At 33.6% G+C, this 14,694-nt stretch carries 13 protein-coding genes and 1 pseudogene; 7 read left to right on the top strand and 7 right to left on the bottom strand.

Annotated features, from left to right (window positions below):
• Positions 1 to 72 precede the first annotated feature (72 nt).
• The 3 genes from O6P34_RS03705 (at position 73) to O6P34_RS03695 (ending at position 3,877) form a co-directional block, all read left to right on the top strand.
• Complete coding sequence (locus O6P34_RS03705; RefSeq protein ID WP_269685979.1) at positions 73 to 2,154, top strand: recombinase; 2,082 nt, start codon at positions 73 to 75, stop codon at positions 2,152 to 2,154.
• A 31-nt stretch (positions 2,155 to 2,185) separates the two neighbouring features.
• The gene (gene dinB / locus O6P34_RS03700) at positions 2,186 to 3,268 is read left to right on the top strand and encodes a DNA polymerase IV (protein ID WP_269685978.1); all 1,083 of its coding nucleotides are present in this window, start codon (positions 2,186 to 2,188) and stop codon (positions 3,266 to 3,268) included.
• A 93-nt stretch (positions 3,269 to 3,361) separates the two neighbouring features.
• Positions 3,362 to 3,877: a PAS domain-containing protein gene (locus O6P34_RS03695; protein WP_269685977.1), complete on the top strand. Its 516-nt coding sequence runs from the start codon at positions 3,362 to 3,364 to the stop codon at positions 3,875 to 3,877.
• Between the two features lie 54 nt (positions 3,878 to 3,931).
• On the opposite strand, the pseudogene O6P34_RS03690 reads toward O6P34_RS03695, so the two are convergent.
• The 6 genes and pseudogenes from O6P34_RS03690 to O6P34_RS03665 all read right to left on the bottom strand — a co-directional run bounded on the left by O6P34_RS03690 (position 3,932) and on the right by O6P34_RS03665 (position 9,350).
• Positions 3,932 to 4,706: pseudogene (locus O6P34_RS03690) on the bottom strand (Bax inhibitor-1/YccA family protein).
• A 189-nt stretch (positions 4,707 to 4,895) separates the two neighbouring features.
• Positions 4,896 to 6,326: a pyruvate kinase gene (gene pyk, locus O6P34_RS03685; RefSeq protein WP_269685976.1), complete on the bottom strand. Its 1,431-nt coding sequence runs from the start codon at positions 6,324 to 6,326 to the stop codon at positions 4,896 to 4,898.
• Between the two features lie 5 nt (positions 6,327 to 6,331).
• On the bottom strand, positions 6,332 to 6,820 hold the full coding sequence (locus tag O6P34_RS03680; protein ID WP_269685975.1) for an IPExxxVDY family protein: 489 nt from the start codon (positions 6,818 to 6,820) through the stop codon (positions 6,332 to 6,334).
• Positions 6,821 to 6,933: 113 nt separating this feature from the next.
• On the bottom strand, positions 6,934 to 7,674 hold the full coding sequence (gene rnc / locus O6P34_RS03675) for a ribonuclease III (protein ID WP_269685974.1): 741 nt from the start codon (positions 7,672 to 7,674) through the stop codon (positions 6,934 to 6,936).
• Positions 7,675 to 7,680: 6 nt separating this feature from the next.
• Positions 7,681 to 8,934: a beta-ketoacyl-ACP synthase II gene (gene fabF, locus O6P34_RS03670; protein ID WP_269685973.1), complete on the bottom strand. Its 1,254-nt coding sequence runs from the start codon at positions 8,932 to 8,934 to the stop codon at positions 7,681 to 7,683.
• 179 nt (positions 8,935 to 9,113) lie between these two features.
• A complete protein-coding gene (locus O6P34_RS03665) occupies positions 9,114 to 9,350 on the bottom strand; it encodes an acyl carrier protein (protein WP_007137004.1) in 237 nt (78 codons plus the stop codon).
• 176 nt (positions 9,351 to 9,526) lie between these two features.
• Here O6P34_RS03665 and purN point away from each other — a divergent pair, with 176 nt between their 5' ends.
• From purN to O6P34_RS03645, 4 genes are all read left to right on the top strand, one after another.
• Positions 9,527 to 10,096 (top strand): phosphoribosylglycinamide formyltransferase, encoded by a 570-nt coding sequence (gene purN / locus O6P34_RS03660; protein WP_269685972.1) that lies wholly within the window; start codon positions 9,527 to 9,529, stop codon positions 10,094 to 10,096.
• Between the two features lie 9 nt (positions 10,097 to 10,105).
• The gene (rnhA, locus tag O6P34_RS03655) at positions 10,106 to 10,585 is read left to right on the top strand and encodes a ribonuclease HI (RefSeq protein WP_269685971.1); all 480 of its coding nucleotides are present in this window, start codon (positions 10,106 to 10,108) and stop codon (positions 10,583 to 10,585) included.
• A gap of 105 nt (positions 10,586 to 10,690) precedes the next feature.
• Positions 10,691 to 11,614: a PfkB family carbohydrate kinase gene (locus tag O6P34_RS03650; RefSeq protein ID WP_269685970.1), complete on the top strand. Its 924-nt coding sequence runs from the start codon at positions 10,691 to 10,693 to the stop codon at positions 11,612 to 11,614.
• 89 nt (positions 11,615 to 11,703) lie between these two features.
• Positions 11,704 to 13,602, top strand: a complete 1,899-nt coding sequence (locus O6P34_RS03645) for an amidophosphoribosyltransferase (protein WP_269685969.1) — start codon at positions 11,704 to 11,706, stop codon at positions 13,600 to 13,602.
• Between the two features lie 297 nt (positions 13,603 to 13,899).
• Here the strand turns inward: O6P34_RS03645 and O6P34_RS03640 are convergent, their stop codons facing one another.
• Positions 13,900 to 14,508 carry a superoxide dismutase gene (locus O6P34_RS03640; protein ID WP_269685968.1) on the bottom strand — a complete coding sequence of 203 codons (609 nt, stop codon included), beginning with the start codon at positions 14,506 to 14,508 and terminating at the stop codon, positions 13,900 to 13,902.
• Between the last annotated feature and the right edge of the window lie 186 nt (positions 14,509 to 14,694).

Here is a 14,694-nt window from a genome sequence, read left to right as displayed (position 1 = left end):
TTTTTTATTTTAAGAACAAGTTAATAAAAATTGATTTGTCAAATCGTATTTTTACAAAAATAGATTTTTATAATGACAGTATTTTCTAAAGCAAAACCAAAATTACCTACCACGGAAATTATTACAGCCTATTTTGATGAACACGAATCTTGGCGTGATACGGGAGATGATTTAGAGCCGTTAATTGAGTTGATTCGTACGATTCGCCCTTTGAAACTTAAAAATTTAGAGCAAGTAGATTTGCAGGAAATCATTTCTTTTTTGAAAGAAAATCATTCCTGCCGAAACCAGCTTTCTATTTATATTAGAGAAATTTTAAAAGATAAAAAGTTTAACAAAATACTCTCTGATGCTGCTATTTTACAGGATGTTGATTTTATTTTTGAAGTTAAAAAAAGGCTTTTTGCTAAAATTTTACCTAATCAACCTCAAAAAAACACTTTAGAATTCATTCTTAATCAAGTGTTTTATTTGTCTAATGATTCGGTTTGGATTGAGAAAATACCGTTCAACCAATTGGAAGAATTATATGTTCTTTTGGGATTTAAATCTATTTACATAAGTTTAGAATCCAATTCCGTTTTATCTGAATTATTGACTGCAATGGCGCTCATAACACAGCGAATTAGTGGTCGTGCCATGGAAACGGATGTGATTAAAATGGTGCCGGAATTTGATGATTTTGAAAGTCCTTTTGCTGCTTTTGAAAAAGAATTGTATCTGATTCAAGATACTATCAGAAGTGCTGAGGCGCATTATATTTCGGAAGATAATTTGGCGTATGCACAATTGTGGGTTCTGCATGCACAGTGTGAAGAATTTGTCAAAAAAGCGTTCCAAAATAGTTCTAAATATGGAATCTCACTTCGTGTCAATCAAAATTTGTTAAAAATAAGTCAGCAATTAGAGCGGTTGAAATATTTATTTCCGTTACTGATTGTAGAACAAGAAAGTGATAAAAATAGGAATGGAATTTTATTGGCGCTTCGACTAATCAAATACAATTGTTATAAAAATAATGTTCGAAAATTTATAGCCGAAAGTACGCAGTTACTTTCTTATGAAATTACACAACACACCGCAAAAACTGGGGAACAGTATATTACCGAAAGTCGAAAAGAGTATTTTAAAATGTTTCGAACCGCACTTGGCGGAGGTTTTATTGTTGGAATATTGTGTGTTATCAAAGTGTTGTTGTCCAAGGTGGACACCAGTTTTTTTGGACATGCTTTTCTATACAGTATGAATTATGCTTTTGGATTCATTGCAATTTATATTCTGGGGTTTACATTGGCAACAAAACAGCCGGCTATGACGGCATCTGCCTTGATTAAATCATTAGAAGAAGGTGTCGCAAAGCAGGGAAAAAATTCTGAAAAATATGAGGCTTTTGCCATTCTTTTTGCGCGGGTTTTTCGTTCTCAGTTTATAGCTTTTGTGGGGAACGTTATTATGGCTTTCCCGGTTTCTTTACTTGGAATTTGGTTGATTGATTATACTTTGGATTATAATATTGCCGCAACTAAATGGCAAACTCTTTTGATCGATATAAGTCCAATTCATTCGCTTGCGATTTTTCACGCTGCGATTGCCGGAGTATTTTTATTTTTATCCGGAATTATTTCGGGAAGTATAGCCAATAGAGATAAACACAATCAAATTTATTTCAGGATTGCTGAACATCCTTTGCTGAAAAGAAGTTTGGGGAAAGTCCGTACGCTTAAGTTGTCAAAATTATATGAAAAAAGATGGGCTGGAATTATATCTAATTTCTGGTTTGGAGTTTTCATGGGAAGTACAGCTTCAATAGGATTGTTTTTAGGATTGAATCTTGATATTCGGCACATTACTTTTGCCAGCGGAAATTTAGCTTTGGCGTTATATGGAGCGAATTATGTAGTAAGTGATTCGATGCTTTTTTGGGGTATTTTCGGAATAGGTGTTATTGGGTTGGTCAATTTTATGGTCAGTTTCAGTCTGTCATTGGGTTTAGCTTTTCGTTCCAGAGCCATCTCATTATTTGAATTGCGTTTTGTTACGGTGTCTATTTGGAAACATTTTAAATCCAGACCTTTCAGTTTCTTTTTTCCAACAGAGAAGAAAAGCAAATCAGCTATTGTTGAAAATTATTTGAGTTCTGAATCTAAAAAATAATTAGATTAGTACGACATATATAAGGATACCCATGCAGGAATTGTTTCCAAATAGAAAAATCATACACGTTGACATGGATGCCTTTTATGCTTCTGTGGAACAGATGGATAATCCTGAATTGCGTGGAAAACCAATTGCTGTAGGTGGTTCAGAAAATAGGGGTGTTGTTGCGGCAGCCAGTTATGAAGCTCGTAAATTTGGAGTTCGGAGTGCTATAAGTGGCGTTATGGCTAAGAAAAATTGTCCGGAACTAATCTTTGTCAGACCTCGATTTGACCGGTACAAAGAAATTTCAAGTAAGATTCAGAAGATTTTTTATGAATATACAGATTTGGTCGAACCATTATCACTTGATGAGGCTTATTTGGATGTGACTATTAATAAAAAAGGAAATCCAAGCGCTAGTTTATTGGCACAAGAAATCAGATTACGTATTTTTAATGAAGTAGGTTTGACTGCTTCGGCAGGAATTTCTATCAATAAGTTTGTGGCCAAAATTGCCAGTGATTACAACAAACCCAATGGTCAAAAAACGGTTAATCCTGATGAAGTTATTTCGTTTTTGGAGGAATTGCCTATTCGTAAGTTTTATGGCGTTGGGAAAGTGACTACTGAGAAGATGTACCAATTGGGAATTTTTACCGGTTTGGAGCTAAAAAGTAAGTCGTTAGAGTTTCTGGAAAAGCATTTTGGGAAGTCTGGCAATTTCTATTATAATGTGGTTCGTGGCATTCACAACAGTGAAGTCAAGTCGGATAGAATTACAAAATCTGTTGCTGCTGAACATACTTTTGAGGTGAATCTTTCCTCTGAAATTTTCATGATGGAGCAATTAGATAATATTGCAAATGCTTTAATACGAAGGTTGAAAAAACACAATATAGCCGGAAAAACGATTACTTTAAAAATAAAATATAGCGATTTTACTCAGCAAACGCGTAGTAAAACCCTACCTTATTTCATTGCAGACAAAGGATTGATTTTAGAAACGGTGAAAGAATTATTGTATCAAGAACGTATGAAAGATTCGGTTCGTTTACTTGGAATTTCTTTAAGTAATTTGAATACAGAGCAAAAGAAAACAGTCGTTGTACAACTTAAATTTGACTTTTAAATTCGACTTCTGCAGCTTCAACAAGAGTTAAAACCTGTCATTCCGTATTGTAGTGTTTTAATTAAAATTATATTTGAAAAAAATTAGAACGATATGGGGCATTTCAAGCAATATGACGAAGCTACTGCTAAGTACCACCAGGACTTAAATATAAAGACAGCTCCAGTCTTTTCTTGGGATTTTCATTATGGTTTTTTAAATGAATTAAAAAACACCTTTGTAGACTTGAATAAACTTAACGGAATAAGTTCTTTAGGACAATGGAGTCAAAATAGTTGGGATTTTAAAGAAATATTAAAAGAAGAGGTGATTGTGGTAACTGATGCGCAATTGCGAATTGTTTTTGCTTCAAATAATATTATTAAAATGAACGGTTATTGTGAAGAAGAAATTTTAGGCAACAGCCCAAAAATGTTTCACGGAGAAGCAACTTGCAGCACTATATCAAAAGAAATCAGGGATGCGATTGAGTTGCAAGTGCCATTTGAAAAAACGGTTTTGAATTATAAAAAGAATGGTGAAACCTATCTTTGTCACATCAAAGGTTTCCCAATTTTTGACAAGAAAGGAAGATTATCTCATTTTATTGCTTTTGAGAAAGCTGCATAAAGCACAAAACCCTTCCGTGGACAGAAAGGGTTTTTGTAACTTCATTATTTTGTATTAGTTTTTGCTTGATAATTTAGAAAGCAATCTTAAAAATTCGATGTACAACCAAACCAGTGTTATCATCAATCCCATAGCGCCATACCATTCCATGTATTTTGGCATTTTTTGTTCAGAACCTTTTTCTATTCGATCAAAATCTAAGAACAGATTTAAAGCTGCAATTACAATTACAAACACGCTGATGCCAATACTCATTATGGAGTTACCATAATGTACAGGTGTAAAGCTTGTAAACATTGAGAATAACCAAGAAATCAAATAGTATGTGGCAATAGCCAAAGTAGCTGCAACTACAACAGATTTGAACTGTTCTGTCACTTTTACAATGTTATATTTATAAAGACCTAAACAAACGGCAAAAGTTACAAATGTAGCTCCAACTGCTTGCAATACAATTCCAGGGTATTTTGCTTCAAAAATAGCGGATATTCCGCCTATAAATAAACCTTCAAATAAGGCGTATCCTGGAGCTAAATAAGGAGAATATTGTGGTTTGAAAGCTGAAATTAAAACCAAAACTAATCCCACAACTGCTCCGCCAATTGCAGGAATAATTGGATTTGAACCATTAAAAGCCATCCACCAGATTATGGTTGCCGAGGCAGTAAGCAGTAAAAATAAAATTAAACTTTTGTTGATTTGTCCCTGACAAAGTCATTTCTTGATTGTAATCAATTAAAGTAGCTTGATGTACTTCGTCTTTTTTTGAAACTGCTGTTGACGAGAATGTTTTATTGTTTAAAAAGGGATTATTCGAATTGAAACTCATTGGATATGATTTTTTGTTGCTCAAATATAAATTTTATTTTTTAGAAGAATATTTAATTTTCCTTAAAATAATAATTGTAAAAAAGATTAGATTTCTTTTTTTTAGACTTATCAAATAGGTTACTTTAATAAAAAATCCGTCTCATTTTTGACAAACGAGACGGATAGTTTTTAATGGATATAGAAATTACTATTCTATTTCAGAAACTCTTAAGGTATTTACCATTCCTTTATCTGTGATAGGCATAGCGGCTAAGTTGATAAGGAAATCTCCTTTTTTCACAAATCCTTTTTGTCTTGCAATTTCGTTTACATCAGTAATTGTATCATCAGTACTTACTAATTTTTCATAATAGAATGATTTTACACCCCACAATAAATTAAGTTGAGTAAGGATTCTTTTATTTGATGTAAAAACTAAAATATGAGCAGATGGTCTCCAAGCTGAAATTTGAAATGCAGTATAACCACTGTTAGTCAATGTACAAATTGCTTTGGCTTTGATAACATTCGCCATTGTTGCAGCATGATGACAAATAGTTTTAGTGATAAAACGGTTTGTTCTTACTTGTGGCGTATTTTGTGGTACTTGAATTAGCGGAGAATCTTCAACTGCTTCAATGATTTGAGTCATTTTTTGAATAACTTGAACCGGATAATTACCTGTTGCAGTTTCTCCAGAAAGCATTACTGCATCAGCACCATCCATAACTGAGTTAGCTACGTCATTTACTTCTGCACGTGTTGGAGTTAAGCTGGTAATCATTGTTTCCATCATTTGAGTAGCAACAATAACTGGGATTCTGGCTGTTTTTGCTCTGCGAATTAATTCTTTTTGAACTAATGGTACTTCATGAGCAGGTAATTCTACTCCTAAATCTCCACGAGCTACCATTAAAGCGTCACAATAAGCTACAATTTTGTCAATATTTTCTAATGCTTCCGGCATTTCGATTTTTGCAATAATTGGAATTTTATATTCTGAATGTTCAGCGATTAATTCTTGTAAGTCTTGTAAGTCTCTTGGTGTTTTTACAAAAGAAAGGGCAATCCAGTCTAAGTTTTGACCAATAGCAAAAATGGCATCTGCAATATCTTTTTCTGTCATTGCAGGTAAAGATATTTTAGTGTTAGGAAGGTTAACTCCTTTTTTAGATTTCAATTCACCACCTTGGATTACTCTTGCAAGTACTTCGGTTTTTTTATCGGTTTCAACAATTTCAAAAATAAGTTTACCGTCATCAAGTAAAATACGCTCTCCTGGATTTACATCATTTGGAAAGTTTTTGTATTTCATGAATACTTTTTTAGCTGTTCCAAGAATATCTTCAGCAGTTGTAAATGTGATTAAATCACCGTCATTTACCACTACGCCATCTTCCATTACACCTACTCGAAGTTTTGGACCTTGTAAATCTCCAAGAATTGCGGTCGTATAGCCAAACTCTTCGTTTAGGCCACGAATAATACTAATTTTGTTTTTAACATCTTCATAATCGGCATGCGAAAAATTTACTCTAAACACATTTACACCTGCGTCGATCATGTCCTTGATGATCTCTTTTGTACTACATGCAGGCCCAAGAGTGGCTACAATTTTGGTTTTCTTGTTTGTAAGCATTTGTATTAAAAAATTAAATTATTTTTTGATTTGATTTTATTGGTGTCGACCGTATATACTGTTGATATATTGTCGATGGTATTTAATAATGTCATTACATCCGAAACACTTATAGTTTCGTCACAGTTGTCTATTTTTAAAAAATAATCTACTTTTTTAAATTCAGGAAGCAGATGTACTTTTGTTAAAACTTCTAACGTTGTATTAGAAAACAGATTTTGACTGTTGTCTTTTTTATGTTGAATGACTTCGTTTTTATTTTGGATTAAATTCCAAGAAAGTGCTTTGTCTATGTCATAATAATAAAATCTTGAAAATTTTGTTTCTCCTTCTTTTATATTGATTTGAATTTCATTTTCATTTTTACTCAAATTGATTAGAAGCTTTTGATTGATAAAATATGCCAATCTATAGTCTTCTAATGAAGTGTGAATGGCAATAAGATAGTAATCTATTTCGTCAAATTCACCAAGATCCAATTTATGAATTGCCATTTCCTGAAAAAATAAGTTGTAAATATAGTATTTCTATTTCAGCATCGATATTCTAAAACGGGATGTTTCTGTTAATTTATGAACGAAAACGTTATAGTTTTAAGAATTCGATGTTATTTCTTATCCATTTTTTCTTGAAATGCAAAATATGCTCGTTGCGAAGCCTTTTCTTCTGCTTTCTTTTTTGAAGTTGCTCTTGCTCTTGCAATTACTTTATCATCGATACTGAGTTTTACTCCAAACAGCCTTTCGCCGTCAATACCGTTGTCTTCAAAAATGTCATAATGAAACAGTCTTTTCTCTTTTTGGCACCATTCGATGACCAAACTTTTATAGCTAATTACTTTTCCTTCCAGACGCGCAATATCTACATAAGGAATAATAACTCTTTTTTGGATGAATTTTTCGCAGTATTCATAACCTCTGTCAAGATATATTGCGCCAACCAATGATTCAAAAATGTTTCCATGAATATTTTCTCCAAAATGCTGTAACGGCACTTTGCTTTCTATAAATTGAACCAGGTTTAAATCTTTCCCTAACTCGTTTAAATGTTCTCTGCTAACTATTTTGGACCGCATTTTTGTTAGATAGCCTTCGTCTCCTGCTGGTGCTTTACTAAAAAGATGTGCGGCAATTACAGAACTTAGCATGGCGTCTCCAAGAAATTCTAAACGTTCGTAATTAACCGGATTTCCCTTTTCGTCCATGCGATTTGAGGAACGATGTGTGAATGCTTTTTTGTATAAGTCAATAGTTTTTGGGGCGAAACCAAGAATTCGTTCAATAGCATCAAAAAAAATCCCGTCTTCTTGAGAACGGGATTTCGAAAATATTTTTTTGATTAAACGCATAGGTGTTTAAAAGTCTAATTTTTTTACCAATACACAAGCATTGTGACCACCAAATCCAAAGGTATTACTCATCACTACTTTCATGTCTCTTTTTTGAGCTTTATTAAAAGTGAAGTTTAATTTTGGATCAATGTTTTCATCATCTGTAAAATGATTTATTGTTGGAGGAACAATCCCGTATTTCAAAGAAAGAATAGAGGATATAGTTTCAACAGCACCAGCAGCACCAAGTAAATGTCCTGTCATTGATTTTGTTGAATTCAAGTTCATTGTATAAGCGTGTTCGCCAAATACATGTTGAATAGCTTTAGATTCTGCTAAATCTCCCAGAGGAGTTGAAGTTCCGTGCATGTTTACACCGTCAACATCTGTTGGTTTTAAACCTGCATCTCTCAAGCAATTTAACATTACATTTTTCGCACCTAATCCTTCCGGATGTGGAGCTGTAATATGATAAGCATCTGCTGACATTCCGCCACCACCAACTTCGCAATAAATTTTTGCGCCACGAGCAACAGCATGTTCGTATTCTTCAAGAATTAAAGCTCCTGCTCCTTCTCCAAGTACAAATCCGTCTCTGTCTTTGTCCATTGGTCTTGAAGCTGTTTTTGGGTCGTCGTTTCTGGTAGATAAAGCATGCATGGCATTAAATCCGCCCATCCCCGCAATAGTTACTGCAGCTTCTGAACCACCTGTCACCATTACATCGGCATGACCTAATCGGATATAATTGAATGCGTCTATAATAGCATTTGTTGATGAAGCACAAGCTGAAACAGTACCAAAGTTAGGGCCTCTAAAGCCATATTTTATTGAAATATGCCCGCAAGCAATATCACCAATCATTTTTGGGATAAAGAAAGGATTGAATTTTGGTGTTCCGTCTCCGGCAGCAAAATTAAGAACTTCAATTTGAAAAGTTTCTAATCCGCCAATTCCAGATCCCCAAATTACACCAGCACGATCTTTATCTAATTTGTCCAAATCAAAATTAGCATCTTTCATTGCTTCTTCTGATGAGACCATAGCATATTGTGCGTAACGATCCATTTTTCTTGCTTCTTTTCTGTCAATAAATTCTTCGACATTAAAGTTTTTCAATTCGCAAGCAAACTGAGTTTTGAATTTTGAAGCATCGAAATAAGTTATCGGTGCGGCTCCACTAACTCCGTTAATTAGACCATTCCAAAATTCTTGGACGTTATTTCCAATGGGAGTAAGCGCACCTAAACCTGTTACAACAACTCGTCTTAATTCCATAACTTATGTGTTTTTGTTATCTTTAAACAAATAAAACCCACGCTTCTTTTTACTATATTGTTATAAAAGAGCCATGGGTATTACAATAAATATCTTTTTTTTGATTGAATTTCAATCGTGAATTTAGTTTTAGAAAATAATAACACCCGTGTGCAAAATTGCAAACGGGTGTGTATTTATTATTTCTTAGCTTCTTCGATGTAAGAAATTGCTTGACCTACAGTAGCAATGTTTTCTGCTTGATCGTCTGGAATCTGAATGTCAAATTCTTTTTCGAATTCCATGATAAGCTCTACAGTGTCTAATGAGTCAGCTCCTAAATCATTAGTGAAGCTTGCTTCTGTTACAACTTCGTTTTCGTCAACACCTAATTTGTCTACGATAATCGCTTTTACTCTTGATGCAATGTCTGACATAATCTTTAATTTTAGAATTTAATTTGTTGGCAAAAATAAAAAACTTTATTTTAAAACAACTATTTAGTTAATAAATGTGTGAACTAAATTATAAAATTTATTTTAACAAAGGCTTCTGAATGTTATTTATTTTCATTTTTTATCCCTTTTTTTGCATAATAAAACTAGGTTAGGTTATGAAAAAAATAGTCGTTTTTGCTTCTGGATCGGGTACTAATGCTGAAAATATTATAAAGTATTTTGCCACAACAAAGATAGCAACAGTTGTTGCTGTGTTCACTAATAATGCAAATGCAAAAGTTATTGAAAGGGCAAAAAATAATTCAATTCCTGTTGAGATTTTCTCAAAACACGATTTAAATGAAAGTAAAGTTTTACAAAAAATTAATGCAATTCAGCCTGATTTAATTGTTCTTGCCGGATTTTTATTGAAATTCCCTCAAAATATAGTACAAGCCTATCCTGATAAAATTATAAATATACATCCAGCATTGTTGCCAAAATATGGTGGAAAAGGAATGTATGGAATGCATATACATCATGCAGTTGTTGAAAATAAAGAGAAAGAAACCGGAATTACAATTCATTTTGTAAACGAAAATTATGACGAAGGAAATATTATATTTCAGCAACAAGTGCTTTTAGCAGCAACAGATTCTCCGGAACATGTTGCTGAAAAAATCCACGAATTGGAACAGGAATTTTTTCCTTTGGTTATAGAAAAACTGCTTACCAATAACTTATAGAGTCATATTTTGGAACACGACGTACATATTTATACCGATGGAGCGGCCAAAGGCAATCCCGGTCCCGGTGGCTACGGAGTAGTTATGGAGTGGGTTGGAAAGCCGTATCGGAAGGAATTTTATGAGGGTTTTCGTTTTACGACAAATAATAGGATGGAATTATTGGCCGTAATTGTAGGTCTGGAAAAGCTTAAAAATTCAGATACTAAAGTTCTGGTAGTTTCAGATTCTAAGTATGTTGTTGATTCTGTTGTAAAAAAATGGGTTTTTGGATGGGAAAAAAAAGGATTTATCGACAGAAAAAATCCGGATTTATGGAAACGTTTTTTAATAGTCTACAGAAAACATAAAGTAGATTTTAAATGGATAAAAGGACATAATAACCATCTTCAAAACGAAAGATGCGATGAGCTCGCCGTTATGGCTTCGGCTCAAAAGCAGCTTTCAATTGATTCCTTTTATGAAAAAGAAGAAAAAAAACTGCTCTAAACATTTGTTTTTCAGTATTGTAAATTATGAAAACTTTACAATTCTAACCCGTTGCAATTTTGTAACTTATAAACTATCTTTGCGCCTTAATTCGAAATTCACAAAATGAACAAATTATTGATTGTTGGAACCGTAGCTTTCGACGCAATTGAAACCCCTTTTGGTAAAACAGATAAAATTTTAGGTGGTGCCGGTACGTATATCGGACTTTCAGCTTCTTTTTTTAATTTACAATCTGCCATAGTTTCTGTAGTAGGCGATGATTTTCCACAAGAATATTTAGATTTATTAACAGCAAGAAATATTGATATTTCAGGACTTGAAGTTGTAAAAGGAGGGAAAACTTTCTTTTGGAGCGGTTTGTACCACAATGACTTGAATTCAAGAGATACATTGGCAACAGAACTTAATGTTTTGGCTGATTTTCAACCAAAAGTACCTCAGAATTACAAAGATGCTGATGTAGTTATGTTAGGAAACTTGCATCCATTGGTACAAAGCAGTGTTTTGGATCAAATGGAGAGTAAGCCAAAATTAGTGGTTCTTGATACAATGAATTTTTGGATGGACTGTGCATTACCGGAATTGTTGGATGTGATTAAACGTGTAGACGTAATTACGATTAATGATGAGGAAGCACGACAACTTTCAGGAGAATATTCGTTAGTTAAAGCGGCAGCGATAATTCATGAAATGGGACCTAAATATGTAGTAATTAAAAAAGGAGAACATGGAGCATTATTGTTTCATGATAAACAAATCTTTTTTGCACCAGCATTACCATTAGAAGAAGTTTTTGATCCAACAGGTGCCGGAGATACTTTTGCAGGTGGATTTGCAGGGTTTATTACACAAAGTGAAAATGTATCTTTCGAGAACATGAAAAATGCAATTATATATGGTTCTAATTTAGCTTCTTTTTGTGTAGAGAAATTTGGAACAGAACGAATGATTGATTTAGAACAACAAGAAGTACAGTCAAGGTTGAAACAATTTAAGTCTTTGACTCAGTTTGACATAGAAATATAATGTCAGGAAGCCTCGGAAACGGGGCTTTTTTGATAAAAATTTAGTCCAAAATTACTGCTTAAAATAATAATACAACAAACAACAACACAATGAGCGACGCTTTACAACACGAATGTGGAATAGCCTTAATTAGACTACTTAAACCGCTTGAATTCTATAAAGAAAAATATGGAACTGCTTTCTACGGAATACAAAAAATGTATTTACTTATGGAAAAGCAACACAATCGTGGACAAGACGGTGCAGGTTTTGCCAGCATAAAAATGGATGTAGAACCTGGAGAACGATACATAAGTCGTGTGCGATCCAATCACGCGCAGCCTATCCAAGATGTTTTTGCTCAGATAAATGATAGAATCAACGAGGAAATGACGGCACATCCCGAATATGCGGATGATATACCACAACTAAAAGCGAATATTCCTTATGTAGGAGAGTTGTTTTTGGGGCATGTACGTTACGGAACATTTGGAAAAAATAGTATCGAAAGTGTTCATCCTTTTTTACGCCAAAGCAACTGGATGCACAGAAATTTGATATTGGCCGGAAATTTCAATATGACCAATGTAAAAGAACTTTTTGAAAATCTGGTAGAACTGGGACAGCATCCAAAAGAAATGGCGGATACCGTTACTGTAATGGAAAAAATTGGGCATTTTCTTGACAAAGAAGTAATGCAATTGTATCAAGATTGCAAGATTGAAGGTTTGTCTAAAAGAGAAGCTTCTCCTGTAATTGCAGAACGTTTAGATATTGCTAAAATTTTGAGACGTTCTTCTAAAAATTTAGATGGAGGTTACGCAATGGCGGGACTTTTGGGACACGGAGATTCATTTGTATTTAGAGACCCGGCCGGAATTCGTCCAGCCTATTTTTATCAGGATGATGAAGTTGTGGTTGTAGCATCAGAAAGACCGGTGATTCAGACTGTTTTTAATGTTCCTTTCGAAAAAGTACAAGAAATTGATCCGGGGAAAGCCTTAATAATAAAGAAAAACGGAACTGTTTCTATGGAAGAAATTCTTCCACCTGCGGTTAAAAAAGCATGTTCTTTTGAACGAATTTATTTTTCAAGAGGAAGTGACGCTGAGATTTATCAAGAAAGAAAAAATCTTGGAAAATTAATTTTACCGGCAGTTTTAGAATCGATTGATGAAGATACGGACAACACGGTTTTTTCTTATATTCCAAATACAGCCGAAACTTCTTTCTACGGATTGGTTGAAGCAGCACAAGATTTTTTAAATCAAAGAAAAAATAATTATATTCTTGAAAACAGAAATTCGTTAACCAAAGAAACGTTACAAGAATTACTGACCGTAAAAATACGTACGGAGAAAGTGGCTATTAAAGATGCAAAACTCAGAACCTTTATTACAGAGGACAGCAGCCGTGATGACTTAGTAGCTCACGTATATGATGTTACTTATGGTGTCATTAAACCTACGGATAATCTAGTAATTATAGATGATAGTATTGTGCGCGGAACGACATTGAAAATGAGTATTATCAAAATGATGGACCGATTGAAACCAAAACGAATTGTTATTGTTTCTTCGGCACCACAAATTCGTTATCCGGATTGTTACGGAATTGATATGGCAAAACTAGAAGGCTTGGTTGCATTTAAAGCCGCTTTAGAATTGCTTAAAGAAAGGAATTTATATCATATTGTTGATGAAGTATATGCTAAATGTAAAGCACAGGAAAATTTCAAAGATCATGAAGTAGTGAATTATGTAACGGCAATTTACGAGCCGTTTCATCCACAGGAAGTTTCAAACAAAATTGCAGAGATGTTAAGCTCACCAGAAATTAATGCCGAAGTAAAAATAATATTCCAAACTGTTGAAGATTTACATACTGCCTGTCCTAAAAATTTAGGCGATTGGTACTTCACTGGCGACTATCCTACGCCAGGAGGAAACCGAGTTGTAAACCGAGCATTCATGAATTTTTATGAAGGAAAAGACGCCCGAGCGTACTAATACTTCGAATAAAACACCATTAATCGGTTTTATAGGTTGTTTACCTTAAAAGTTTGTTTTTACTGTATAACTCTTCTAATTTTGAGTAACCATTAACATTAGTAGGTTAAGTTTATGGTAGATTTGGGGCAAAAAAGGTGGAAGAAATTCCGCCTTTTTTATTGTAATAAAATAAAAAAAAATATCAAGCAAAAAGCGCTGATTTCAAATTTTGAAATCGGCGCTTTTTATTTTAAAAGGAAAGAAACAAGAAAAAAATGGTAATTATTGAAATCTTTATTCTTTCATCTTATTTTTTTATTTCTCTAAAGCATATCTTCTAGCTACCTCAGTCCAGTTGATTACGTTGAAAAAAGCTTCAATATAATCAGGTCTTCTATTTTGATAATGTAAATAGTAAGCATGTTCCCAAACGTCCATTCCTAAAATTGGAGTTCCACCACAACCTACTTCAGGCATTAATGGATTGTCTTGATTTGGAGTTCCGCAAACGTCAAGTTTTCCGCCTTTATGCACACACAACCAAGCCCATCCTGAACCAAATTGTGTAGCACCAGCTTTACTGAAACTAGCTTTAAATTCTTCAAAACTTCCGAAAGCAGCTTCAATTGCAGCTAATAAATCACCTGTTGGAAGTCCGCCTCCATTTGGAGTCATAACGGTCCAATATAAATTATGATTGTAAAAACCACCGCCGTTGTTGCGAACTGCCATGTTTTTCATATCAAGATTAATCAAAATATTTTCGATAGTCTTACCTTCCATGTCTGTTCCTGCAATAGCAGCATTAACATTAGTAATGTAAGCATTGTGATGTTTAGTATGATGAATTTCCATCGTACGGGCATCAATATAAGGTTCTAATGCGTCATACGCATACGGTAATTGTGGTAATTCAAAAGCCATGATATTGTTGTTTAAATTGGTTTATAAAAATTTTATTCAAATTTATACATTTAACTTTATAATAGGAAAGACAATTTTGTTATAATTTCATTAAATATGTAAATTATACAATTCTCATACAGTTAATTTACTAGTTTTAATGAATTTAAAATTGCTTATAATAATCAGTAAATCAGGGTGTTTTAT

This window comes from Flavobacterium lacustre (genome assembly GCF_027474525.2).
Lineage (GTDB): Bacteria > Bacteroidota > Bacteroidia > Flavobacteriales > Flavobacteriaceae > Flavobacterium > Flavobacterium lacustre.
Note: the sequence above shows the minus strand (reverse complement) of the source record. Positions and strands in the feature narration are given on the sequence as shown.